Here is a 24,450-nt window from a genome sequence, read left to right on the forward strand (position 1 = left end):
TTACTAATTCTCCCGCAACGAGTCGATAGGCGAGAACGTTATTGCACATTTGAAAATGAAACCCCATCTACTATTATTATCTTCAATACTCTTCCTGATTTCTTTCTTTAACCAGGTTAATGGTCAAACTCCAGAAGAATTCATCGACAAATTGAAGGCAGAATCAGCTTCTTATCATGACATACCGCTGAACAGATATTATTTGTCAGATTTAGACAGAGATGGAGATTATGAAATTATTGAGAGAACTAATCGGATAGAGTCCGCCTACGCTGGATTCCTCAATACAGAATTGAATCAAGCATTCTCATATGATAAAATTTATGTTCTAAAAGACAATGAATATATACAGAGCGACAAGGACTTAGGACGACATCTTGAACTTCAGCTAAGCCATTACGAATTATGGAGAAAAAACATTTTGAATCCAGTGAATTTAACGCAAGATTCAAAACACCTGATTGAGGAAAACAGAGAAGATTTCTTGAAAGAAATAGATTTCATAATCAACCAAATCAAAGAACAAATAGAATAAAAACATCTACAACATCTAGTATAGCCAATAGCTGTTAATTGCTAACTCCAAAGATTTGGTATATTTAAAAAAGTAAAAATTAAGCTAGTATTGGTAGGCTACTGCGCATACACGCAAACCATAATAGCACATTGATACAAACAAGGTGAAATAATGTGGCTTTAACTTTCGCCTAAAAAAAACCAAAACCAATGCCAAAACTCATCATCCAAAGGAATTCAGAATGGAACAATAAGGCACGTGAAATCGGGATTTATAGTAATAGCAAAAAGTTGGGAACAATAAAGGATGGAATGACCAAACACTTTGAGTTAGAAGCGGGGACTCATGACATCTATGCCAAAATAGATTGGTGTCGCAGCCCAAAACTCAATCTGAAGATAGAAGAACACAATACAAGGATTTTAAAACTGAGTGGCTTTAAATATGGCAAATGGCTTATGCCTGTCATGTTAAGTTTTATAGCCTTATCCATTCTGGCTACATATGTATTAGGTATGCGGTGGAATTACTTCGTTTTTATACCAGGGATTGTTTTAGTATACCTGGGGTATTTTATCACCTTTGGAAGAAAGCGCTATTTAAGACTAACTGAATAATTAACTTAATTCACCTCGACTTGTGCGCCCTAAACTCAACATAATGGATGTTAAATATTTAAAACAAAGCATACAGAAAAGTTATTGAGAAAGCAAGTGGTGGTCAAGAGTTGGTTTTAAGTTTTAGTATTTTCGTATTATTATAAATCATAAAGTCCAATCATCAACTCACATCATGAGAACTAAAAGCGAATCGATTTTAAACACTTTCGCCATCATTTCTATAGCTATTTTAACCCTAGTCTTTTTAGACTTTGCTTAAGGTGAATTTATAGAAGGATGGATTCACCCGAAATAATTAATACTCCAAAGTTAGAAATGTCCTCTAGTCAATGTTACAAGTACAAATTCACAAAACCGTAAGCACTTTTAATTTATATTACTAAATGAAAAAAATACTATTTATAAGTTTAATCTTAGTTTCAATACTAAGTTACGCTCAAGATGATCAGTCGAATTTTGGGATTAAGGCTGGTGCGACCTACGGTAAATTTATTCCTGAGGAAAACTCAACGGAGTTTCAATATCTTCTAGGATTTTATGCTGGGGGATTTTATAATTTCAAAATAGAAGAACAATGGAGATTCCAACCTGAACTTTTATTTGCCCTTCAGGGGAGTAAAATCACTTCAAGAGACAATGCGCTCACCGATATAAACGGCAATCCATTGCCGGGCACAAGCACCTTTAACTTTCAATACGAACTATACGAGTTAACAATCTCAATTCCCTTGATAGTTAAGCTGTATTTGTCTAAAAAGTTTTATGTGGAAAGCGGGCCTCAATTTGGTTTTATTATCGATAGGAATGTCACTTCTTCACAAGTTCTTTTGGACGGAAATGACAATAGTTTTGTGAATGAAGGGAATGAAAATTTTGATTTTGGTGTTGGGATTGGTGCGGGATACGATATTTCGCAAAACATATCTTTAAACTTTAGAGCTTATAATGGACTTGTAAAAAGAAACGGAGGGTTTAAGTCCTTGGTATTTAATCTGGGTATTGAATATAATTTATGATTATTGTCTACTGATTGCTGAATCACATAATCTGTTAGAAAACTTATTAAATAAGTTTCAAATCAAGATCCTTAAAAACTCAAATAAAATTGCTAAGTGCAATACAAACTAACAACCAAAGTTTGCTAAATACCGATTTATAAGCTGTTGTAAATCCAGACCTCACAGGTCTCCAAGACCTGTGAGGTCTTATAAATCAAATTTCTGATAAGAATTGAAAGAAACAATTATTTTTTATGCATTTTTGATTCAACAACGACCTAATATCTAAAATTTATGAAATTAATTATCATCCTAGCCTTGGCGTTCACAGCATTAGCAGGGCATTCCAAACCTCAAATTAAAATTTACTATGAAAAAATAAACGATGAATACAGAGTGTATGCAGATAATGATGAGTTCTGCCACGTTAGTATAAAAATTGATTTTGAATTGGACAATATGAAAGTTGATGGAGGCAACCATAAGGTTTATGTGGTAGATCCAAATAGTAAAAGGCAACAACTCACTAAAATTAAAATATCGAATAAAAGACTGGCTTCTAAGTTTACTTACAACTACTGGACGAATTATGGCAATCATCATAAAGACGATTATGAAGAGGATTATAGCTATGATTTACCTTTCAGTACTTCAAGTGAATATAGAGTGTATCAGGGCTACAATGGTTCCTTTTCTCATCAAAATCAAAACGCTCTAGACCTAACGATGCCTATTGGAACCGAAATTATGGCCATAAGAGAAGGTATCGTGACAGAAGTGGTAGAAAAAAATAGCAAAAACTGCTCACGAGAAGAATGCAAAAAATACAATAACAAAATAATTATAAATCATCCCGATGGCACCTTTGCAGAGTACACCCATATTAAACAAAATGGCTCTTTAGTTGAGGTAGGCGATGAGGTCTCCAAAGGCCAACAGATTGGTTTTAGCGGTAACGTGGGCTGGAGTTCTGGGCCGCACTTGCATTTAGTCGTGTTTAAACAAAAATTATTCGCAAGAGAAACTTTAGAAACAAAGTTCAGGACTGGAGATGGAACTCAAGCTGAATACCTAACTGAAAAGGAAACCTATTTAAGAGATTATTGAAAGCCATTTCTTTTTTATCCTATCTGAAAGAAAAGGCTATGTAAATAATACTTATAAAATCTATCAGTACACAGACTTCAAATAGTCTCATGAGTATAAGCCCTAGTAAAAAGACAGTAGATAGCATCTATAAACTCCTATAAAACCTAAATATATAAACTATATTAAAACCTCAAAGTTATTCCCAAGCCATTCGCATTACCAATCAAACTTACTTCTGGCTGGATCTCCTTACGTAAAGAGGTTTTGGTACTGGAGTTATACCTGGAGACGCCATCTTCTAGATTTCTTTTGGAACTTGATGTTAGCGGAACGGCAACCGTGATTAAGGCACCACCAACAATGGCAAGCACCCAGTTTGGATCTGCGCTTGAAATGGTCTGACCAATCGGAATTCCCACCAGCGCCCCACCGGCAAAGCCAAAAATGCTGGATAAAGTATTTTGGGACTGAGCCCTTTTGATGAGGTCGTAACTTTCTGGGTAAACTTCGGTTTCCTCTAGAAGCTCGCTCCAGCTTAGTTCCTGGTCGCCTTGCTTAAATTCATAGCCCCAAAAGTTTTGACTTACGCTGATATCCTGAGAGAATCCTAAAGAGGAGATCAACACAAGTAGGAGCAGAAGGTGATGTTTAAACTTTGGCATTTTCATAAGATTTAGGTGAAATTTTAAAGCTACACTTTTTCTTTAAATTGGAAACAAAAGCCATAAGATTTCATCTTCCCCCTGCGTGAGGGATAGCAGTGGAAAGCCCGCAACCCCCTATCCCTATGGAATTGGGATAGGGGGAGAGGACTTGCAGCGAATAGCCCGACCCCTACCCAAGGCCTTGGGTAGGGGTCACGCCCTGCTTATTTTAAGTCACATCTGTGGCATTTTTGAAAACCAGACCCTGTAAAACTGCGTAAGTATTCAAAACTAACATTTACATCTGTTTTTGTGGTTTCTATGGAATACGAACTATTGTTTTATGAGGACGGAAGCTTAAAAGCTGAAGGCTGGTTGGATGATGACCAAAAAGAGAACTTTTGGTACCATTATTATCCAAACCAAAAGGTGGAAGCTAAAGGCAGGTATAGCCATAATAAAAAAGAAGGTTACTGGTATTTTTAGAATGCAAGTGGTACTCCAAAATGCGAAGGCTATTATCGGAAAAATAGGGCGTCTTCCTGGTGGAGGTACTATAGTGAGGAAAGGGTGATGTCTGTAGAGTTACAAAACGGAAGAAAAGAGGGGTTAGCTCTTTATAAAGTCAATGGGACACCGGTGAAAGCTGTCTATTATAAGTATGGCAGGCCTACCCAGGACTGGATGTGTCCTGAGAATTTTAGAAAGGATCCTACTTAATAAGATTCTTTATTGTTTTTCTCATTTTTTATTTGAAATTGCGGCAATTTTTATTTAGTGGTGCTCGTTTTATGAGGGGCAACCTAGGGCAACCTCAACCTGACATGTTATTGAAGTATGAAGTACATTGTAATTATTTGTTTGATTTTTTGGAGTTGTACAGATGACAGAGATCTGGATACGAACGACTTTGAGGCCAGGCCTTCGTTTGAAACCAATGTCTTTCAAACACAGTATTCTGCAGATTTGATCAACTCTGGAAATGATTCTATTCCTGTTCCAAATACTATTCGGGACTACATCGACATTGATTTTTTGAACGAACAGTTTAATGATGATTACTTAGAGAGCCTGGAATTTAAATTTCTGGCTGAGAACAGCATCAACAGAAGACAGACGATCGATTTTGTTTTTTTTGACAGGAACAATTCTGAAACCTTTAGAGTAACAGAGCCCATCGCTGCAGGGACAGAAGATAGTCCTACTGTCAAAAACTTCTCGGTTGTGTTAACACCGCAGGAGATAGATATTATTACCTCAAGCACAAGAGCCGAGTTTTTTGTCAATCAGCCTTCAGCGGCCACCAATAGCGGTGCTATGCGTCTGGAATGTATTGTGGAAGGCGGATATTTATTTTCAGGAGAATGAGGTATAGACTACTACTTGTTGTTATGCTTATTGCTACTTCCCTTTGGAGTCAGGATAAGCATTTGCTTTATAACCAAACTCATAACCCGCAATCTTTGATGCTGAATCCCGGAGCAGCTTATGAAAAAACCAATTTTCATATTGGAGTACCTGTTTTATCCAATATCTATGCTTCTGCTGGAAATTCTGTTTTGAGTGTTGATAACCTGTTCAATGCCAATGATTTTAATGCCAATGTAGCTGCTTCTATCAATAGGATTTCATCCAGAGACTTTGTGGCGTTCAATCAAAAGCTGGATTTGATCAATTTTGGTTTTCAACACAAAGACCGTTACTACACAGCAGGGGTGTATCAGGAAAGTGATGGTGTATTGAACTTTCCCAAAGATTTACTGGAATTGGCTTATTTTGGAAATGCTGGTGAAAGCAGAAGTTATGACCTTGGTGAAATCAATTTTAGAGCCAATCTGCAGACTGTGTTTCACATTGGTGTGAACGAGCAGATCAATAAAAACCTGCACCTGGGTGTAAGAGGTAAACTTTATACCTCTAGTGCCAACATAAGATCGGTAAGAAATACGGGGCAGTTTAACTCAAGACAACCAGTAAATGGACTTATTCTGAATCAGAGTATTAGTAATTTGAACCTTAGATTTGATAGCACTGGCCTGGAAGATGCAGATGAATTGTCAACCGGAAATGTTTTAATTGGCTCCAATTACGGGTTGGGACTGGATTTTGGCCTGTCTTATTATTTTAATGAAAGGGCAGAATTTACAGCGAGTATTTTGGATCTGGGGTTTATTCATTTTTCTAAAAACACCCGACGGGATGTGTCGCGAGGTTTTTACGAATACGACGGACTCGGCATTCAATTTCCAAATTTCTCTGAAGGGGATGATTTGATTACCTACTACCAGAACCTTGGTGATGAAATAGACGAAAACATGCCAACAGAAACCACCAATGGTTCATACACATATGTACAACCAACTAAATTAAACCTAGGTTTGAGCTATAATTTTGGTGGCGATGCCAGTCGGTGTAACTGTAGATTAAAATCTAGCGGGAAGCGAGCTGGAAACCAAACCCTGAGCTTACATGCGTTTAGCATGGTGAGTGCCGGTAATTTGTTTTACAGCATCAACGGTATGTATGAAAGGAGTTTCTGGAAAACGGTGTATGCGAAAGTAAGTTTGGGGATTGATCAATTCAACAGGCCCAATTACGGCGCCGGTATAGCTCTGGACGTTTGGAAATTCAATCTTTTTGCCAATGTGGACAGGATGAATCACTTTGGAAATATCTACAATGCGGAGGCATTGGCTTATCAGTTTGGGTTGAATTTAAAATTTTAAGTTCTTTTAAATTTGACGACGTAACCCAGATGTTCCAAAACTATCCAGCATTCGTTGGCATTAACAAACTTGACGGTACCTTCAACCTGTTCAAAACCTAAGGAGGTCATGTCCAGTTTTTCTCCTGGTTTTAGTTTTTTCAAACCATGGCTTTCAAACTGGCTATCCTCTACCATTGACCTTAAATTTTCTACTTCTTCTGCAGTTACTTTTGCGGGTTCCCCTAGCCAATACAGGTATCTTAAGGCATGTTTTCGATGGAATACCTGGTCCCTGTCTTCACTTGAAATTTTCACCAGAATCATAGAAGGAAGCAAAGGGCTTTCTATTTTCTTTTTGCGGTCACTCCACTGCTTTATTTCGATTTTGACTGGACAATAGGCTTCTATACCATCTTCCAGGAGTTGTTCGGTAAGTTTCCTTTCTGCCCGGGGTTTGGTGAAAAGCACAAACCAATGAGAAGGTAATTTGGAAGTAGAATTCATAAAATCAATTTACGCAGCTTGAATCTCAAGATAAAATTAATTCATTAGAATTCGAAAAGGATGCTTCAAACCTGCATATTCATTTAATTCTGCAGTTAAGGAGCCTACAGCTAAATCAGCTTGAATTTTTACGGGAATTTTATTTTTATCTGCACTTACCCAAAAGGTAAGGCTTTCACTTTCTTCAAAGACACGGTCGGCCATGACATAAGGCCTGAATTTCAGACATTCTACTTTACCAAATTTGGTTTCAATTGTATCGTACCCCAGGAATTTGGTTTTGAAATCGTAGTTTTCATTATCAAAAAACATGTTTAAATTGAATTCCTGACCTGGTTTAAGATTGTTGATATCTATGCTATTTCTAAGTTTATAAAATGCAGAAAGCATGTCCTGAGTGTCTGGTTTAAAATCAAAGGAGTCTGTCGTATTGTGTTTAAAGTCTACCACTTTCACACGACCTGTATTATGATCAAAGAAAAGCTCTTTATGTTTTTTATATCCTCCCTCATTGATGTCACGGATAAATTTCATGGGTAGGCCATGATCTCTTGTGATGAACGTCTCGTAACGGTCTCTTACTTTAAAAAAAACGTCTAGAAGTCCTACGCTTTTACCTGTCCCAACAATATGATATACATCTTTATCCTTTAGTTTTGATTTTTTTACCTCTAGGCTTGCTTTGCTGGCATTGAACCATCCGTATTTTATCTTGAAGTTGAGTCTTTCGCCATCACCAAATGCATTTTGGCTGTATCCAATTAGGGTAAAAAGAAGAAATAAAGCACTGAGGATAAGTTTCATAAATACATAACGTTTGTCCAAATTTCAATATTATCAATAAGCATACCTTTATTTTTAAGAGGACTTTATTAGAAAATATTAAAATTAAAAAAGCTTCAACTCAGGAGTTGAAGCTTTGGTATAAAAAAACTTTAATTCACTGTTAATTCTTTCAACTGTAGACAGATGAGAAGTTGAAAGTAGGCCTGAGGGCATCTGGGTTATTACAATGTCCCTCTTAGGTTCTGTTCACGTTCAATAGCCTCAAACAGAGCTTTGAAGTTACCTTTTCCAAAAGACTGCGCTCCTTTACGCTGTATGATTTCAAAAAACATAGTTGGCCGGTCTAGTACTGGTTTGGTGAAGATTTGTAGCAAATAGCCTTCATCGTCGCTATCTATCAAAATACCAAGTTCCTTTAGAGGGGCCAGGTCTTCATCAATTTCACCTACCCTGTCCAGAACTGTATCGTAATAGGTTTCAGGGATGTTCAAAAATTCGACACCACGACGCTGAAGTTCGCTTACCGTTTCTATAATATTATCGGTAGCCACAGCGATGTGTTGTACGCCAGCTCCATTGTAAAAGTCAATGTATTCTTCAATCTGCGATTTCTTCTTCCCTTCCGCTGGCTCGTTGATAGGGAATTTGATACGTCCATTTCCATTGCTCATCACCTTGCTCATTAGCGCAGTATATTCCGTCGAAATATCCTTATCATCAAAAGAGAGCAACTGGGCAAATCCCATGACATCGGCATAGAAGTCAACCCACTTGTTCATTTCATTCCAGCCTACGTTCCCAACCATATGGTCGATGTATTTTAAGCCTACACCTTCGGTTTTATAATCTTTCGTCCAGGCTTTGTAGCCAGGTAAAAACGGCCCGGCGTAGTCTTTTCGTTCTATAAATAAATGAATAGTTTCTCCATAAGTATGGATTCCAGAAATTACAGCTTTCCCATTATCATCTTCAATAGTATAAGGTTCAGCATAAGCTTTTGCACCGCGTTTCACCGTTTCTTCAAAACTTTTGGTGGCATCATCTACCCAAAGCGATACAAACTTCACTCCGTCTCCATGTTCGCTAATGTGCCTGTTGATATCGCCTCCCTCATTCATAGGGCTAGTCAGTACCAGTCGTATTTTACCTTGTTGCAGCACATAAGAAGTGGTGTCTTTTTTACCAGTTTCCAGTCCGGCATAGGCAACTGGCTGGAAGCCCCAGGCAGTCTGATAGTAATAGGCGGCCTGCTTCGCATTGCCGACATAAAGTTCTACAAAGTCAGTTCCCAGAATAGGAAGAAAGTCCTCCGCTTTCGGATTTACTTTTTTTAGCTTTTGGCTGGTGGTATCTGTACTCATCGGTTTTAGTTTTTTTTATTCAATTCTTAATTTTCAGTAGTATTTTGGGCGTTCCCCTCTCCCGATTGCTACCGGGAGAGGGTCGGGCTTTTTGTTTCAAGGCTGCATTCGCCAAGCTTAGCAAGTCCTGTACAGTCCTTCGGCTTCTTTCAGTCGCCCAAGTACAGTACGACTTCTAGCGCTTTGCTCAGCAGGCTTTCCACGTCAATCCCTTACGCAGGGCTCACTTCTAGTGCTTGTCCTCTAGCCACGACTGGTGATAACTATCATCGGCAATGGCTATACCTTCTTCTGTAATTTTTAAAGGTTTGAAGGTATCCACCATGACTGCTAGTTCTTCTGTTTTGGTCTGTCCTATACTTCGCTCCACTGCTCCTGGGTGCGGTCCGTGAGGAATACCTGCAGGATGCAGAGAGATATGTCCAGCTTCTATATCGTTTCTACTCATGAAATCCCCATCCACATAATATAAAACTTCGTCACTATCTATATTGCTATGGTTATAAGGTGCAGGAATACTTTCTGGATGGTAATCAAATAACCTAGGGCAAAACGAACACACGACAAATGCATCGGTCTCAAAGGTTTGATGCACAGGTGGCGGCTGGTGGATACGTCCTGTGATGGGTTCGAAGTCGTGAATAGAAAACGCGTAAGGATAGTTATAGCCGTCATAACCTACCACATCAAAAGGGTGTGTAGCGTAGACCATATCAAACAATTGGTTTTCTTTTTTTACTTTGATCAGGAAATCGCCTTTCTCATCGTTGGTTTCCAGCTCGTAGGGTTGTCTTAGATCCCTTTCACAAAACGGGGCGTGTTCCAGCAATTGCCCAAAATGATTTCTGTAGCGTTTGGGAGTGTAAATAGGTCTTCTGGACTCTACGATAAACAATCGGTTATCTTCGGTTTCAAAATCAATTTTATAAATAATTCCTCTGGGAATCAATAAGTAATCGCCGTATTCAAAATCCAGATTTCCCAAATGGGTTCTTAGTTTTCCTTTGCCTTTATGTACAAAAAGCAGCTCATCAGCATCAGCATTTTTATAGAAATAATCTTTAGACGATTCCATAGGAGCTGCCAGGATGATGCTAACATCAGAGTTATGTAAAACCGTTGTTCTGCTGTCCAGGTAATCGGGTTGAGGGATGGTTTTGAAGCCATGAAACTTATAGGACTTCAAATTAGTGTTTACTGCAATCTTTGGGGTTACATCTTTTTGACCCAAAATCTTTTTCACCTGCGTTGGGTGATGTTCGTGATAGCTGTTGGTCGACATCCCGTCAAAACCTATAGTTCCAAACAACTGTTCACGGTACAATGACCCATCAGGTTTCTTAAAGATCGTATGTCTTTTATGTGGTATTTTACCAAGTTTGTGATAAAAGGGCATGTTTTTTAAGATTTAATCAAATATCGTGAAAATAGATGTATTCTTCAACAATTGTAAAAATTATCTCTAGTGATGAAAGTGAAACAGGTTGGGTTACTCAAATCAGAACCAGTAACCAATGCTTATGAACCAGATGCTGTCTTTGGTTTCTGGAGAATAGGTGTATTTGAAATCGATAGGGCCAAGGATAGTTTGAGAGCCAAATCCTATCCCATAGCCAGAAAAATCAGGTAGACTCAGCCATTTGCCGCTGGACAGCAAATCGTCTTCAATATTGGCATAATTGGCTGTAAGAATAAAATGATTTTTCTTGTAGAAATTATAATCTACCTGTAAAATCCCTTTAATGTAAGAATTGGCAGATAATGTAAAGAAGTCATAACCCAAGAAATGTCTAAAGTTGTTGATGGTCTGGTTCCCAAAACCACCTAAGAAAAAATTAAGTCCTGCCAGGTCTTCATTTCCAGTTCTAAAACCAAGTTCCGACCCTATGTAGGCGGAGAATTTATCACTTATAGGGTGGGCAAAACCTACTTCACCTTTGGCAATGGCAAATTCAGAATAATCATCAAAAAAAGGAAAGTAAATGTTCAATTGACCTGAAAAGAAATACCCTGAACTCGGATAAAATCTATCATCCAAAGTATCAACTTTCAAGTATCCGTATGTGCTGAACAAGTTGTTTTTTTCAATAATTGTTTCGGCTTCATTGATTTCAGGATCTTCGATAAAGGTTTCAGTAGTCGCCTCCAAAAATTTGTATTCAGCTCCAAGGCCAAATTTGAAATCTTTGGTTAAAAAGGTTTCCGCAAAAATCTGATTGGTAAAGTCTTTATTCTTTAACCTTACTTGATTCAAATTCAGTGGGTTTTGAGCACCCACATTTTGCTGGATGAATTCGAAGTTAACATCATCTTCAAACTGATTGAATCTGGATTGCATTCCGATACTCCAATACCGGCCTTTGTCTATGTAGTAATTGAGATTGTACCTCAGGTTATCTCCAATTATCAGATCTAGTGAGGCCACATCGTTGGTAAAGAATAAACTTTTTTGAGTAAGATTGGCAAGAAAACTTGTTTTGTACAATTGATCGTAATGAACCCCAAATTTGAGTTGAGTATTTTGTTCACTTTCATAAATTCTCATGGTCAGATCCTGGTATTCTCCATTTTCTGTAAGAGAATAGTTGATTTTTTCAAAACTCCCTGTGGCCGATAGGTTGTTGAGCCCCGAGTTTAAATTTTCAAAACTTGTTTTTTCAAAAGTTTGGACCTTTAGTTTTCCAGTGATAAAATTCCTTGGAAAATTTGTATTCCCTACAATATTGATATTGCCAATGTTGATGCTGTCTTTGAGCTTGACAGGTGTTTGCTCGGGCTTGCTATTTTGAACTTTTGCAATCCTTCGAAACATTTCCATTTTTTCTTTAGCAGCAATTTCACCATTAGTGATGATCTTTTCGCCTTCATCAAAGGAGAGGACTGAGAAATCTTTAATGTCGGGTTTGATGTAAACATCTGTACGTTTGCTTTTTTCTTCTGCTGCTTTTATAGTTCTGAAATTGTTGACCTGTGTGAGAATTTCAAAGCCACTCGTCAGGTGGTCTTTATCTCTAAGGTCGTCCTGTACATTCACTCCTATAATGATATCCATTCCTTTATCCCTCACTTCATCTATTGGGAAATTGTTGAGGACACCGCCATCAGTAAGCATTCTTCCATCGATGTATACAGGACTAAAAAGTGTAGGGATAGCACCGCTGGCAGATAGGGAAGTAGCTAGATCTCCGCTTTCAATGAGGACCTCTTCACCTGTTTCTACATTGGTCGCAATGCATAAAAAAGGAGTAGGGAGTTTGGAGAAGTCTGTTTCTTTTACATGGGACAAAAGCTGAGCGTAAAGGTTGTAAATATTTTGCCCTTTGGAAATGCCTGTGGGGAATCTGATTTGAAAATCATCAAAAGGTAACTTTAGAACATATCTGTCTGCATCTTTTCGTTCATTAAAACTTTTGGAACTTCTCGGCAAATCGTCCTGAATGAGGGTTTCAAAATCTGTAGTTCTAAAAATAGAGTCGAGTTGTTGGGTTGTATACCCGGAAGCATAAAGCCCACCAACGATGGCTCCCATACTCGTGCCACCGATATAATCAACTTTGATTCCAGCTTCTTCAATTACTTTTAAAACGCCTATGTGCGCAAGACCTTTGGCACCGCCACCACTCAAAACAAGCCCTACTTTAAGTTCCTTTCCGGTTTGCTGTAAGCTATCTAGTTTCCTGAGTTCAAGGTTCTGTCCCCAAGTTAAAATAGGAATAAGAAAAAAAAGAATTTTAAGTTTCATCTGAAGTGTGGTAATGGGCATAAATAAGGTTGGCTTTGGAAGTTCCAATGACATCTTCTAGTTCTTTTAAACTCGCTTTTTTCACTTTTGAAATTGATCTAAAATGCTGTAACAATTCTATAGATGTTTTTTCTCCTATACCTGCAATTTCTTCCAATTCTGTGCCAATTGCACTTTTGCTTCTCTTATTTCTATGAAAGGTGATGCCAAAGCGATGCGCTTCGTTACGAAGCTGCTGTATAATCTTTAAGGTTTCTGTTTTTTTATCAAGGTACAATGGATATTGATCTCCAGGGTAAAACAATTCTTCCAGGCGTTTGGCAATGCCGATAATGGGAATTTTACCTCTCAACCCCAAACGCTCCAGCGCCGTCACTCCAGAAGATAGCTGACCTTTTCCTCCATCTACAATCACAAGTTGGGGTAGAGGCTCATCTTCCTCCAGCAGTCGTCTGTAGCGCCTGTAAACGACTTCTTCCATAGAGGCAAAATCATCTGGACCTTCTACGGTTTTGATATTGAACTTCCTGTAATCTTTTTTACTAGGTTTACCGTTTTTGAAGACAACACAGGCGGCAACAGGGTTAGAGCCTTGAATATTTGAGTTGTCAAAACATTCGATATGTCGAGGCTCTTCGTTGAGTCGCAAATCTTCTTTCATCTGCGCCATTAAGCGGTTGGTATGCCGATCTGGATCTACGATTTTCATTTGCTTAAAGCGTTCCATGCGGAAATACTTTGCATTTCGTGTAGAAAGGTCCACAATCGCTTTTTTATCCCCCAGTTTAGGAACGCTTACTCTCACATTTTCTCCAGCTTCTACTTCAAAAGGCACATAGATTTCTGGTGATTTGGAGTCAAATCGCTGTCTGATTTCAGTAATGCCGAGTTCCAGAAGTTCAGCGTCAGATTCATCCAGTTTTTTCTTCATTTCTATGGTATGCGAACGGATAATCGCGCCATGGGATAACTGCATAAAGTTCACATAGCCGTAACCTTCATCACTCACTACCGAAAACACATCCACATTGCTTATTTTAGGATTAACAACGGTAGATTTGGACTGGTATTTTTCTAGGGTATTGATTTTTCGTTTTACTTTTTCGGCTTCTTCAAAGCGCATTTCTTCTGCCAATTGATGCATTTGATCTCTAAAATCTTTCAGAGAATCTTTTAGGTTTCCTTTTACGATGTTGCGAATGGCTTCAATTTGTTTCAGATATTCTTCTTCATCCTGAAGGTCTTCACAAGGACCTTTGCAATTTCCCAAATGGTATTCTAAGCAAACTTTGTATTTGCCGTTTTCAATTTTTGCTCTGGACAAATCGTAGTTGCAAGTCCTTAATTGATAAAGGCCTTTGATTAATCCCAAAAGTGTTTTTACGGTGCGCAAACTTGGATAGGGACCATAATATTCACTACCATCTTTAATGACCTGCCGGGTGAGAAACACCCTGGGAAACCTTTCGTTTTTGATGCACAACCAGGGATAGGTTTTGTCGTCCCGTAACATGATGTTGAAACGCGGCTGGTGTTTCTTGATGAGGTTATTTTCCAGCAACAGCGCATCCATTTCAGAGTCGACCACGATGTGTTTGATATTCCTTATCTTCTTTACCATCACGCCGATACGGTGGCTGTCGTGTTCTCTGTTGAAATAGGAAGACACCCTTTTTTTAAGATTTTTAGCCTTACCTACATATAAAATCCTGTCGTCTTTATCGTAATATTGATATACTCCAGGGCTTTCTGGAAGGGTCTTTACTTGTATGTCTAAATCTGTGGTTTCCATAAAATAATCTCCCTACAAAGTTAAGGGATATGCGTGAAGATTTGTTGAATTTTAAACTTATGAGAAGAGTTTTTAATAAAAGTGAAAACTTCTATTTGATTAGACTTTAAAGCTAATACATACCAACATAATTCTGAAAATAGTAAATTTAGAATGCAAAATTTGAAATATTAAACCAACACCCGCGTGACTCGCTGTGAAATCCTGGTAATGACCTCGTAAGGAATGGTTTGGTGCTCGATGTCAAAATCTATGACCGTGTTGTTTTTACCAAAGACTTCCACTTCATCGCCTTCTTCACAATCAATGCCGGTGACATCTACCATCAGCGTATCCATGCAAACATTGCCTACGATGGGTGCTTTGGTTCCATTAATGAGAACACGTGCTTTACCATTCCCAAAAATTCGTGAGATTCCATCGGCGTAGCCAAGGGGGAGCGTCGCAATTTTGGTGGTGTTTTCAGCTTTGAATTTTCGCTCATAACCCACGCTATCACCTTTCTGAATAGTTCTAAGTTGTGCAATCACTGTTTTTAAGCTTGCCACAGCTTTTAGCATTTTGTGCTCGGTGGGATTGTTGCCATAACCATACAAGGCAATGCCAGCCCTTACCATGTCGTATTCTGCTTCAGGATAATTCAGGATGCCGCTAGAGTTGCAAATGTGACTTTCAAAAGCATAAGTCAGGTTTGCTTTAAAATAACCTCTGGCTTCTTCAAATTTTGAAATTTGAGTTTTGGTAAATTCAATTTCATTTTTATTTCCAGAAGCCGCCAGGTGAGAAAAAACACCAGCAACTTTTAGCTTGGGTTCAGAATTAAGGTGTTTTAAAACGGAATCCAATTCTGAAACTTCAAAACCAAGACGGTTGAGTCCCGTATTGATTTTAAGATGAACACTCAAAGCATCTACGTGATGATGTGCTAACTCCTGGCACAAACCTTCCAGAAAATGATGCGTATATACGCTAGGAGTGAGACGGTAGTCGATCAGGTTTTCAATTTCCTCAAGCTGTGGATAAAATACCAAAATAGGAACATCAACGCCAGCTTTTCTCAATCTTACGCCTTCTTCGATATAGGCCACCGCCAAATGTTCGGCACCAACTTCAACCAAATGTTTTCCAATGATAACCGAATCTGTTCCGTAGGCAAAGGCCTTGACAACGCCCATCATTTTGGTCTTCGGACTCAGATAACTTTTTAATAAGTTGAAGTTAGATTCCAAAGCTTTGAGGTCTATTTCAAGACGAGTTTCTAAAACTTTGGACATTACTTAGCCTTTTTTTGTTGGGTCAATTCTTGTGCATCTTTCACATCGATGTGTCTTACTTTTTCCTTTAGCATGGCTTTAAAGTAAGCTGCTCTGCTCAAAGGCTCGTATTCATCGGTTTCTCCGAGAAGTACCAAATCTTCCTTGGTGGATTTTCTAAAGCTGTATTGGGCGAGATTCCCAGTTCTGGTACAAACGGCGTGGACTTTGGTCACGTATTCTGCAGTTGCCATCAAGTTAGGCATAGGACCAAAGGGGTTGCCTTTAAAATCCATGTCCAATCCTGCGACAATCACCCTAACGCCTCGATTAGCTAAATCATTGCAAACCGAAATGATTTCGTCGTCAAAAAACTGTGCTTCATCAATGCCCACCACATCACAACTGTCTGCCAAAAGCCTAATATTAGCCGCAGCAGGAACAGGCGTGGATCTTATGGAATTTTCATCATGAGAAACCACTTCTTCTTCATCATATCGCCTATCGATCTGAGGTTTAAAAATCTCTACTTTTTGCTTTGCAAACTTTGCACGCTTGAGCCTTCGGATCAATTCTTCCGTTTTACCGGAAAACATACTACCACAGATCACTTCGATCCATCCAAATTGCTCTTTGTGATTAACAGTGTTTTCGAGAAACATTTTGTAATTTAGGGCGTTAATAAATAGGTTATCACTACAGAATAATAAGGCTAAAATTAGCAAAAATAATAGGGTCTTTAAAAAAGAAAATCACAAATGTTATGAAGAGAGTCTTAGAGGACGAATTGATAAGTCTGGCCGAACGCATTTTGAAAATGAAGAACAGAGCCGATATTCATCAGCTAAAAAAGGAAACAGCTGTGCTTTACGAGAAGCTGAGTATTTTGGCGTTTGCTGAATTACATTTTGGTGGCTTAAAGTCTGATATTTCTAAAACAGAATTTAAAGAAGCTTTTTCGCAGCAGTTTAGTGATATTGACGAAGAAAGCGGTCATTACAAATCTCCTGATGGAATGGATTACAATCCAGATCCTATCTCTGAACCCAATACTGAAAAAATCAAAGATATTGTCTCTCAAATGCCACCAGAATCAGAGCAGGTGGATTTCCTTTTGGCAGAATTTGAGAAGTTGACAAACCAATCTAAATCTGATTCTGAATCCGATTCAGATGAGAATAAACCAGCTTCAGAATCCAGTACTGAGGGACAGAAACCAACTTCCAGCAAGCCTTACCCTACTGAGGATGATTTTAATAGTTATGGTGTGCACTTTGATGACTTGCCAGATTTTGAACCAAAACCCGGAGATGAACAACCGAAGCAATCGACTTCGCATCAGGAGTATCCAGAAAAAAAGGAAGGCCCAAAAGAGGAAGAACCAAAATCTACACCACCAGATCCAGAAGAAGTTCAGTCAAATTTAAATTCTACTCACCCAGGAAAACGCTCATTGAATGATAGATTGAAAAAAGGTATTAAAATAGGGCTTAACGATAGAATTGCATTTACCAATCATTTGTTTGGGGGCAGTACAGACGACTACAACCGTGTACTTTCTCAACTCAATACCATGTCTTCTTTTTCTGAAGTTGAATCTTTTATTCACAATCAAGTTAAGCCAGATTATAACAACTGGGAAGGCAAAGAAGCAACAGAAACTAGATTTATGGAAATCGTTGAACGTAAATTCGAGTAAGCATGTCAAAATTAATTTTGGTGCCAACCCCTATTGGCAACTTGGGAGACATGACTTACAGAGCGGTCGAGGTCCTAAAATCTGTAGATGTTATCCTAGCTGAAGATACTCGAGTAAGCGGGATTTTACTCAAGCATTACGGCATTGAAACTCCGATGCAAAGTTACCATCAACACAACGAGCATTCCCAAACTGAATCTGTTGTCAATCAAATTAAACGAGGCAGAGAAACTGCTATTATCACAGATGCAGGAACGCCCGGCATATCAGACCCCGGGTTTTTATTAGCCAGAGCATGTGTCGCTGCAGGAGTAAAGATAGAATGTCTGCCTGGCGCTACAGCCTTTGTTCCAGCGCTTGTGAACAGTGGGTTGCCAAATGATAAGTTTGTTTTTGAAGGTTTTCTTCCTGCCAAAAAGGGAAGGCAAAAGCGATTTAAAGCTTTGGCAGATGAAGATCGTTCCATGGTATTTTACGAATCACCCTATAAACTTCTCAAAACCCTTCAGCAGTTTACAGAACATTTTGGTGAAGAACGGCAAGTCTCGATTTCCAGAGAAATCTCAAAGCTTTACGAAGAAACTATTCGCGGAACCTTATCTGAAGTCATAGCTCATTTTGAAGAGAAAAAACCCAAAGGAGAGTTTGTGATTGTCCTGGCAGGCTCTGCATTGAAAGCATAAAAAAAACTGTCTCAAAACTTATTCTTTGTCATTCTGAATTTATTTCAGAATCTTAAATAATTGGTAATCAATTTAGATGTAGACCTTGAAACTCCAAAATCACTGAGACAAGGTGGCAATTCTATGTTTTGAGACAGCTTCTAAATATTTATGTCAGATACATTAACTGATTTCAGACACTCTTAAGGTATTTACCATGCCTTTAGCTTCAATAGGCATAGCTGCAAGGTTGATAGTGAAGTCGCCTTTTTCAACGTATTTCATTTCTTTAGCAATAGAATTGATATCTTCTATAGTTTCATCTGTACTGCTAAATTTATCATAGTAAAATGCTCTTACTCCCCATAAAAGACTCAACTGCGTGAGAATTCTTTTGTTGGAAGTAAAGGCTAGTATATGTGAGTCTGGTCTCCAGGCTGAAATCTGAAATGCGGTGTATCCACTATTGGTCAACGTACAAATGGCGCTGGCATCTATTTCGTTGGCCATCAATGCGGCGTGATAACATACTGCTTTTGTGATGTATCTTTTAGTTTTAATTTGTGGTGCTTCATGTGGCACATTGATAAGTGGTGAATTTTCAACACTTTTTAAAATTTGAGCCATCTTTTGGATCACCTGAACGGGATATTTCCCTACTGAGGTTTCTCCAGATAGCATCACAGCATCAGCGCCATCCATGACAGAGTTGGCCACATCATTCACTTCGGCTCTGGTTGGAGTCAGGCTATCTATCATGGTTTCCATCATTTGCGTAGCAATAATGACGGGAATTCTGGCTTGTTTAGCCTTCAAAACCAGTTGCTTTTGAATGAGAGGTACTTCGTGAGCTGGAACTTCCACACCTAAATCTCCACGAGCAACCATCAATCCATCACAGTAAGCAATGATTTTATCGATGTTTTTGACCCCTTCTGGTTTTTCAATTTTAGAAATAATAGGAATCTTATGTTCGCTATGCTTTTTAATAATCTTCTGAAGCTGTTTTAGATCACTTGCAAATCTTACAAATGACAAAGCAATCCAGTCCACCTGAAGCTCACAAGCAAAAATGGCATCTTCCACATCTTTTTCTGTCAATGCAGGAAGTGAAATGTTTGTATTTGGAAGGTTGACACCTTTTCTAGACTTCAATGGTCCACCTTGCACAACTTTTGTTTTGACTTCACTTTTCTTATCTGTAGTAAGGACTTCAAAAATTAATTTTCCATCATCTAGTAAAATACGTTCTCCTGGTTTTACGTCCTGTGGAAAGGTGTCATAATTCATGTAGACACGTGTCTTAGTGCCTTCAAATTCTTCTCCAGTGGCAAAAATGATTTCATCACCAGGCTCAACTACGACTTCATCTTTCATAACACCAACTCGAAGTTTTGGTCCCTGGAGGTCTCCTAAAATTCCTGCATTGAAACCATACTCTTCGTTAAGGTCGCGAATCATTTTTACACGTTCACGCACACCATCATGATCGGCATGGGAAAAATTAATTCTAAAAATGTTGACACCAGCATCTAGCATGTCTTTCAGGACTTCTTTCTTGCTAGTGGCTGGCCCTAGAGTGGAAACTATTTTTGTTTTCTTTAATGTTTTCATTAGTCTAAAATTAAATGTTCTGGGTGTTTTATAGCACTGCTATCAATGGTATATGCCATCGATATTTGATGCGTTTTTACTATTTTTTCTACGATAAGCTGAGGATTGAAAATGTCCAGCTCATCATCAATTTTTAACAAGTAGTCCACACGTTTGTAGTCTTTCAGAAGAAACTCTGAGGTTACCAGATCTTCAGTTTCAAACAGGTTATTGGCTACAACCGATGCTTGTTCCAGACTTACTTTATTGCAAATCAAATATGATTTTGTGTCCCATTCCTCATTAAAATAATCAAATATGGGGAAACCTACCTGTTTTCCATTTACGCTAAGTTCAAGGTTGCTTACCATCCTCTTAAAACTCGTGCCAAGAACAGAATTTATGAGGTAAGCAAGCTTGTGTGGTTCCTGTTGAGAATGAATGCCTATCAATTTAAAATCAGAAATTTCAAAATCAGATAAACTGAATCTCTTTTTTTTCATGATGGACTTAATAGAAATTTTTTAACAATACTTCAACTCAACCGCTTGTAAATATATGAAACAAAACAAGATGCATCAAACCTAAGCTATCTTAATAGTTAGCCAAAGGTTAAGAAAACGTTTTCGTGGAAAGAATTTTAGGTATTGATGTGATTTTGAAAAGTAAAGTAAGCCCGTTGAGAGGCTTTCTCTTCAGCTCTCTTTTTGGAGGTTTCTCTGGCTTTTCCAGAAATCTCGTTATTGATGATTAATTTGACCGCAAAATGCTTCTCTTCATCTCTGCCGAAATCATCTTCGATAACATATTCAAAAGGAAATTTGTTCTTCTGGCACCACTCAATCATTAAACTCTTATAACTCACAACCCGCTTTTCAAGCTTAGCCAAATCTACATCTTCCTGGATGACTTTTTTGTAAATGAAAGATTCGCAAGCTTTGAAACCTTTATCTACATAAATGGCTCCAATAAGCGCCTCAAATAAATTACCATTGATGTTTTTACCTAGCTTTTCTGCCGGGATTTCAGAAAGTATAAGGTCCGTGAGGTTGAAGTTTTGACCGAGTAGATTGAGGTTTTTACGGCTTACAATTTTAGAGCGCATTTTGGTCAGGTAGCCTTCATCTCCGTGAGGTGCATTTTCAAATAAATAAGTTGAAATAACAGCTCCAAGGATAGAATCTCCTAAAAACTCAAGGCGTTCATAGCTTATCATCTGGCCTTCTTCGTTCTTAGCTTTTAAAGAACAGTGTGTGAAAGCCTGTTTGTAGATAGATAAATTGTTGGGTTTTACCTTTACAATCTTTTGGATTTTTTGAAAAAAAATCCCGTCTCTATGAGAACGGGATTCATTAAGTATATTTTTAAAAAACTTCATTCAAAATGGATATGCTACTCATCCTCCATGCTTTTAAAAGCAACGCAGGCATTGTGTCCTCCAAAGCCAAACGTATTGCTCATCGCCACTTTTATTTTCCGTTCCTGTGGCTTGTTCAATGTAAGATTGAGTTCAGAATCAATATTCTCATCTGCAGTTTCATGATTGATCGTTGGTGGTACAAGACTGTTTTGCATCGCCAAAATAGAAGCAATGGCTTCTACAGCACCAGCAGCACCAAGTAAGTGACCCGTCATCGATTTTGTAGAATTGATATTAATATTTTTAGCGTGTTCGCCAAAAACTTGTTTTATAGCTTTCAATTCTGCGACATCTCCAAGTGGTGTAGAAGTACCATGTGTGTTTATGGTGTCTACATCTTCAGGTTTTAATCCAGAATTTTCCAGGCAATTTTTCATCACAGCTATCACCCCAATTCCCTCAGGATGTGGAGCCGTCATATGGTAAGCATCAGATGACATTCCTCCTCCAATCACTTCAGCATAAATTTTTGCTCCTCTTGCTTTGGCATGCTCATATTCTTCAAGAATTAGAGCACCGCCACCTTCACCTAAGACAAACCCGTCTCTATTGGCATCAAATGGTCTTGATGCTTTTTGAGGATCATCATTTCTGGTAGAGAGGGCATGCATGGAATTGAAACCACCCATACCAGCTTGGGTTACTGCTGCTTCACTACCTCCTGTCACCATGATATCACTATATCCTAAACGAATGTAGTTAAGAGCGTCTATCATAGCGTTTGCTGAGGAAGCACAAGCAGAAACCGTCGCGTAATTAGGTCCCATAAATCCATGTTTGATGGAGATATTTCCAGGAGCAATGTCTGCAATCATTTTGGGGATAAAGAACGGGTTGAAACGCGGAGTACCATCGCCTTTTGCAAAGTCAATAACCTCGTTTTGAAAAGTTTCTAAGCCTCCTATTCCAGCGCCCCATATGACACCAATTCGATATTTATCAACTACATTAAGGTCAACACCAGAGTCTAAAATAGCTTCGTCTGAAGCTACCAAAGCATACTGTGCAAACCTATCTAGTCGTCTTACTTCTTTTCTGTCGAAGTAATCATTGGCGCTAAAGTTTTTTATTTCACAAGCGAATTTGGTCTTGAATAGACTTGTATCAAAATAAGTGATAGGAGCCGCACCACTTTTACCGTGTTTCAGACCTTCCCAGTATTCTGTTATATTGTTTCCTATGGGCGTGAGAGCGCCCAGTCCAGTAACTACAACTCGCTTTAATTCCATGAAATAAGACTATTTATTTTTTAGCTTCCTCAATATAAGAAATAGCTTGACCAACTGTTGAGATATTTTCTGCTTGGTCATCAGGTATTTGAATGTCGAATTCTTTTTCGAATTCCATGATTAGCTCAACTGTATCCAAAGAATCTGCTCCCAAATCGTTTGTAAAGCTAGCTTCTGTAACAACTTCGTTTTCGTCAACGCCCAACTTATCTACGATAATGGCTTTTACTCTTGATGCAATGTCTGACATGATTGTAATTTTTTATGTTTAAATTCAGTGCGCAAAAATATAAAACTTTAGTTTAAAACAAGTTTTTAAGCTGAAAATGTGTTTAAATTTACATAATAATATTTTATAAATTAGATTTGAAATCGTCTTAATTTCAAATTCAATATCAACTTCAATGGAAAATTCTAAACCAAATTCAAAAAAAAAGATTGTTGTATTTGCTTCTGGCAATGGCACCAATGCGGTAAATATATATCATTATTTTAGAGAACATGACGATGTTGAAGTCTCTCATATTGTATCCAATAATAAGAAATCCAGAGTATTGCGTCGTGCTCATGATTTGGGCATCAAATGCATTCATTTTGATAAAGAAGATTTATACGATTCCACCAATCTACTGGAAGTCATTCAGGAAATCAATCCAGATGTCATTGCTTTAGCGGGCTTCCTCTTAAAAATACCAGAGCCTTTTTTAAGAGCATTTCCTAATCAGATCGTGAATATACACCCTTCTCTTTTGCCAGACTATGGAGGAGATGGTATGTATGGGGAGCGTGTATTTAAACGGATACTGAAAGATAAACGAACCGAAAGTGGTATTACCATACATTATGTAAGTGAAAATTATGACGAAGGTGAAATTATCGCACAACATAAAGTTGAGTTGGAAGGTAACGAAGATTTAAATTCTCTGGAAGAAAAAATCCATGGGTTAGAATACGAGCATTATCCCAAAGAAATTGAAAAGCTTTTGTATTAATTTATGGCTAAATCCTCTAAGTATTATGTTGTTTGGGAAGGTTATGAGCCTGGAATCTATTCTACCTGGCAAGACTGCAAGCTTCAAATTCAGAATTACTCCAACGCCAAATATAAATCTTTCAAAACATTAGAAGAGGCAAAGGATGCTTATGCGATGGGTTTTTTTGGTTATCAAAAGCACAAGAAAACTGCTCCGAGTCAATTCACTACTGAAGGCATCGAATGGAAATCTATCGCTGTAGATGCTGCCTCCAGTGGTAATCCTGGTAAGATGGAGTACAGAGGAGTGGTGACCAAAACCAAACAAGTCTTGTTTCATATGGGGCCTTTTCCCAACGGGACCAATAATATAGGTGAGTTTCTGGCTTTGGTACACGGCCTGGCTTTTCTAAAAGATAAGAAAAGTGATTTGCCGGTGTATACAGATTCCAAAATTGCCATGTCCTGGATCCGTCAGAAAAAATGCAAGACCAAACTCAGTAAAAATTCCAAAAATGAAAAGCTGTTTGAATTGATCAAAAGAGCTGAGATTTGGCTTTCTAAAAACACCTTCAAAAACCCCATTCTGAAATGGGAAACCAAAAGCTGGGGAGAGATTCCTGCAGATTTTGGGAGGAAGTAAGGATTAGCAATGGATAAATTATCATATTGGAATTAGATCTCACAGGCTTCAAAAACCTATGAGGTATCAGAGCTCTATAAAACTTTGTAAGCTTATCATTTATGGTCCTAAATTGAAAACTGTAAAACATCCAAGATCGTATTCAGCTAGGCCATTTAAAGGGTTATAGATTAGGAATTTTTATATACTTTGAATTAAAAGCTTCAACCGATTAAATT

General features: G+C 38.2%; 26 protein-coding genes. 12 read left to right on the plus strand and 14 right to left on the minus strand.

From position 1 onward, the window contains the following. Positions 1-55 precede the first annotated feature (55 nt). The 4 genes from LB454_RS09440 to LB454_RS09455 all read left to right on the plus strand — a co-directional run bounded on the left by LB454_RS09440 (position 56) and on the right by LB454_RS09455 (position 3,242). On the plus strand, positions 56-535 hold the full coding sequence (locus LB454_RS09440; RefSeq protein WP_224464421.1) for a hypothetical protein: 480 nt from the start codon (positions 56-58) through the stop codon (positions 533-535). A 191-nt stretch (positions 536-726) separates the two neighbouring features. Then, positions 727-1,134, plus strand: a complete 408-nt coding sequence (locus tag LB454_RS09445; protein WP_224464422.1) for a hypothetical protein — start codon at positions 727-729, stop codon at positions 1,132-1,134. Positions 1,135-1,520: 386 nt separating this feature from the next. After that, positions 1,521-2,153 (plus strand): porin family protein, encoded by a 633-nt coding sequence (locus LB454_RS09450; protein WP_224464423.1) that lies wholly within the window; start codon positions 1,521-1,523, stop codon positions 2,151-2,153. A 276-nt stretch (positions 2,154-2,429) separates the two neighbouring features. Beyond that, on the plus strand, positions 2,430-3,242 hold the full coding sequence (locus tag LB454_RS09455) for a M23 family metallopeptidase (RefSeq protein WP_224464424.1): 813 nt from the start codon (positions 2,430-2,432) through the stop codon (positions 3,240-3,242). A gap of 164 nt (positions 3,243-3,406) precedes the next feature. Here LB454_RS09455 and LB454_RS09460 read toward each other — a convergent pair whose 3' ends face one another. Then, positions 3,407-3,886 (minus strand): hypothetical protein, encoded by a 480-nt coding sequence (locus LB454_RS09460; protein ID WP_224464425.1) that lies wholly within the window; start codon positions 3,884-3,886, stop codon positions 3,407-3,409. Positions 3,887-4,189: 303 nt separating this feature from the next. On the opposite strand from LB454_RS09460, the gene LB454_RS09465 reads away from it, so the two are divergent. The 4 genes from LB454_RS09465 to LB454_RS09480 all read left to right on the plus strand — a co-directional run bounded on the left by LB454_RS09465 (position 4,190) and on the right by LB454_RS09480 (position 6,594). After that, positions 4,190-4,354, plus strand: coding sequence for a toxin-antitoxin system YwqK family antitoxin (locus LB454_RS09465; protein ID WP_224464426.1), 165 nt, complete (start codon positions 4,190-4,192; stop codon positions 4,352-4,354). A gap of 87 nt (positions 4,355-4,441) precedes the next feature. Then, complete coding sequence (locus LB454_RS09470; RefSeq protein WP_224464427.1) at positions 4,442-4,588, plus strand: hypothetical protein; 147 nt, start codon at positions 4,442-4,444, stop codon at positions 4,586-4,588. Between the two features lie 117 nt (positions 4,589-4,705). Continuing rightward, positions 4,706-5,236 (plus strand): hypothetical protein, encoded by a 531-nt coding sequence (locus LB454_RS09475; RefSeq protein WP_224464428.1) that lies wholly within the window; start codon positions 4,706-4,708, stop codon positions 5,234-5,236. Beyond that, a complete protein-coding gene (locus LB454_RS09480; protein ID WP_224464429.1) occupies positions 5,233-6,594 on the plus strand; it encodes a DUF5723 family protein in 1,362 nt (453 codons plus the stop codon). The genes LB454_RS09475 and LB454_RS09480 overlap by 4 nt, the downstream gene beginning before the upstream one ends. On the opposite strand, the gene LB454_RS09485 is transcribed toward LB454_RS09480, so the two are convergent. The 8 genes from LB454_RS09485 to LB454_RS09520 all read right to left on the minus strand — a co-directional run bounded on the left by LB454_RS09485 (position 6,591) and on the right by LB454_RS09520 (position 16,675). Next, complete coding sequence (locus tag LB454_RS09485) at positions 6,591-7,079, minus strand: UpxY family transcription antiterminator (RefSeq protein WP_224464430.1); 489 nt, start codon at positions 7,077-7,079, stop codon at positions 6,591-6,593. The two genes, LB454_RS09480 and LB454_RS09485, sit on opposite strands and share 4 nt — an antisense overlap. Before the next feature lie 36 nt (positions 7,080-7,115). Further along, on the minus strand, positions 7,116-7,883 hold the full coding sequence (locus LB454_RS09490; RefSeq protein ID WP_224464431.1) for a DUF3108 domain-containing protein: 768 nt from the start codon (positions 7,881-7,883) through the stop codon (positions 7,116-7,118). Positions 7,884-8,086: 203 nt separating this feature from the next. Next, the gene (gene hppD, locus LB454_RS09495) at positions 8,087-9,226 is read right to left on the minus strand and encodes a 4-hydroxyphenylpyruvate dioxygenase (protein ID WP_224464432.1); all 1,140 of its coding nucleotides are present in this window, start codon (positions 9,224-9,226) and stop codon (positions 8,087-8,089) included. Between the two features lie 229 nt (positions 9,227-9,455). Beyond that, the gene (locus LB454_RS09500) at positions 9,456-10,622 is read right to left on the minus strand and encodes a homogentisate 1,2-dioxygenase (RefSeq protein WP_224464433.1); all 1,167 of its coding nucleotides are present in this window, start codon (positions 10,620-10,622) and stop codon (positions 9,456-9,458) included. Positions 10,623-10,724: 102 nt separating this feature from the next. Beyond that, the gene (locus LB454_RS09505) at positions 10,725-12,968 is read right to left on the minus strand and encodes a patatin-like phospholipase family protein (protein WP_407692589.1); all 2,244 of its coding nucleotides are present in this window, start codon (positions 12,966-12,968) and stop codon (positions 10,725-10,727) included. Further along, positions 12,958-14,760, minus strand: coding sequence for an excinuclease ABC subunit UvrC (uvrC, locus tag LB454_RS09510; RefSeq protein WP_224464435.1), 1,803 nt, complete (start codon positions 14,758-14,760; stop codon positions 12,958-12,960). The genes LB454_RS09505 and uvrC overlap by 11 nt, the downstream gene beginning before the upstream one ends. A 170-nt stretch (positions 14,761-14,930) precedes the next feature. After that, positions 14,931-16,034, minus strand: coding sequence for an alanine racemase (gene alr, locus LB454_RS09515; RefSeq protein WP_224464436.1), 1,104 nt, complete (start codon positions 16,032-16,034; stop codon positions 14,931-14,933). Then, positions 16,034-16,675, minus strand: coding sequence for a thymidine kinase (locus LB454_RS09520; protein WP_224464437.1), 642 nt, complete (start codon positions 16,673-16,675; stop codon positions 16,034-16,036). The genes alr and LB454_RS09520 overlap by 1 nt, the downstream gene beginning before the upstream one ends. A gap of 101 nt (positions 16,676-16,776) precedes the next feature. On the opposite strand from LB454_RS09520, the gene LB454_RS09525 reads away from it, so the two are divergent. Beyond that, complete coding sequence (locus tag LB454_RS09525) at positions 16,777-17,712, plus strand: hypothetical protein (protein ID WP_224464438.1); 936 nt, start codon at positions 16,777-16,779, stop codon at positions 17,710-17,712. A gap of 2 nt (positions 17,713-17,714) precedes the next feature. Then, complete coding sequence (gene rsmI / locus LB454_RS09530) at positions 17,715-18,395, plus strand: 16S rRNA (cytidine(1402)-2'-O)-methyltransferase (protein WP_224464439.1); 681 nt, start codon at positions 17,715-17,717, stop codon at positions 18,393-18,395. Between the two features lie 162 nt (positions 18,396-18,557). On the opposite strand, the gene pyk is transcribed toward rsmI, so the two are convergent. The 5 genes from pyk to LB454_RS09555 form a co-directional block, all read right to left on the minus strand. Next, the gene (pyk, locus tag LB454_RS09535; RefSeq protein WP_224464440.1) at positions 18,558-19,988 is read right to left on the minus strand and encodes a pyruvate kinase; all 1,431 of its coding nucleotides are present in this window, start codon (positions 19,986-19,988) and stop codon (positions 18,558-18,560) included. Then, positions 19,988-20,470, minus strand: a complete 483-nt coding sequence (locus LB454_RS09540) for an IPExxxVDY family protein (protein ID WP_224464441.1) — start codon at positions 20,468-20,470, stop codon at positions 19,988-19,990. Before LB454_RS09540 ends, pyk begins: the two co-directional genes overlap by 1 nt. 137 nt (positions 20,471-20,607) lie before the next feature. Next, positions 20,608-21,345 (minus strand): ribonuclease III, encoded by a 738-nt coding sequence (gene rnc, locus LB454_RS09545; protein WP_224464442.1) that lies wholly within the window; start codon positions 21,343-21,345, stop codon positions 20,608-20,610. A gap of 14 nt (positions 21,346-21,359) precedes the next feature. Next, entirely contained in the window at positions 21,360-22,616 is a 1,257-nt protein-coding gene (fabF, locus tag LB454_RS09550; RefSeq protein WP_224464443.1) for a beta-ketoacyl-ACP synthase II, read from the minus strand. A 13-nt stretch (positions 22,617-22,629) separates the two neighbouring features. Continuing rightward, a complete protein-coding gene (locus LB454_RS09555; protein WP_019037482.1) occupies positions 22,630-22,866 on the minus strand; it encodes an acyl carrier protein in 237 nt (78 codons plus the stop codon). Positions 22,867-23,020: 154 nt separating this feature from the next. Between LB454_RS09555 and purN the strand changes: the two genes are divergently transcribed. Further along, positions 23,021-23,608 carry a phosphoribosylglycinamide formyltransferase gene (purN, locus tag LB454_RS09560; RefSeq protein ID WP_224464444.1) on the plus strand — a complete coding sequence of 196 codons (588 nt, stop codon included), beginning with the start codon at positions 23,021-23,023 and terminating at the stop codon, positions 23,606-23,608. A gap of 3 nt (positions 23,609-23,611) precedes the next feature. Next, complete coding sequence (locus tag LB454_RS09565) at positions 23,612-24,232, plus strand: ribonuclease H1 domain-containing protein (protein WP_224464445.1); 621 nt, start codon at positions 23,612-23,614, stop codon at positions 24,230-24,232. Positions 24,233-24,450 lie beyond the last annotated feature (218 nt).

Origin of the sequence: Psychroflexus montanilacus (assembly GCF_020164535.1) — a bacterium.
In the GTDB taxonomy this organism is placed as follows: Bacteria; Bacteroidota; Bacteroidia; order Flavobacteriales; family Flavobacteriaceae; genus Psychroflexus; species Psychroflexus montanilacus.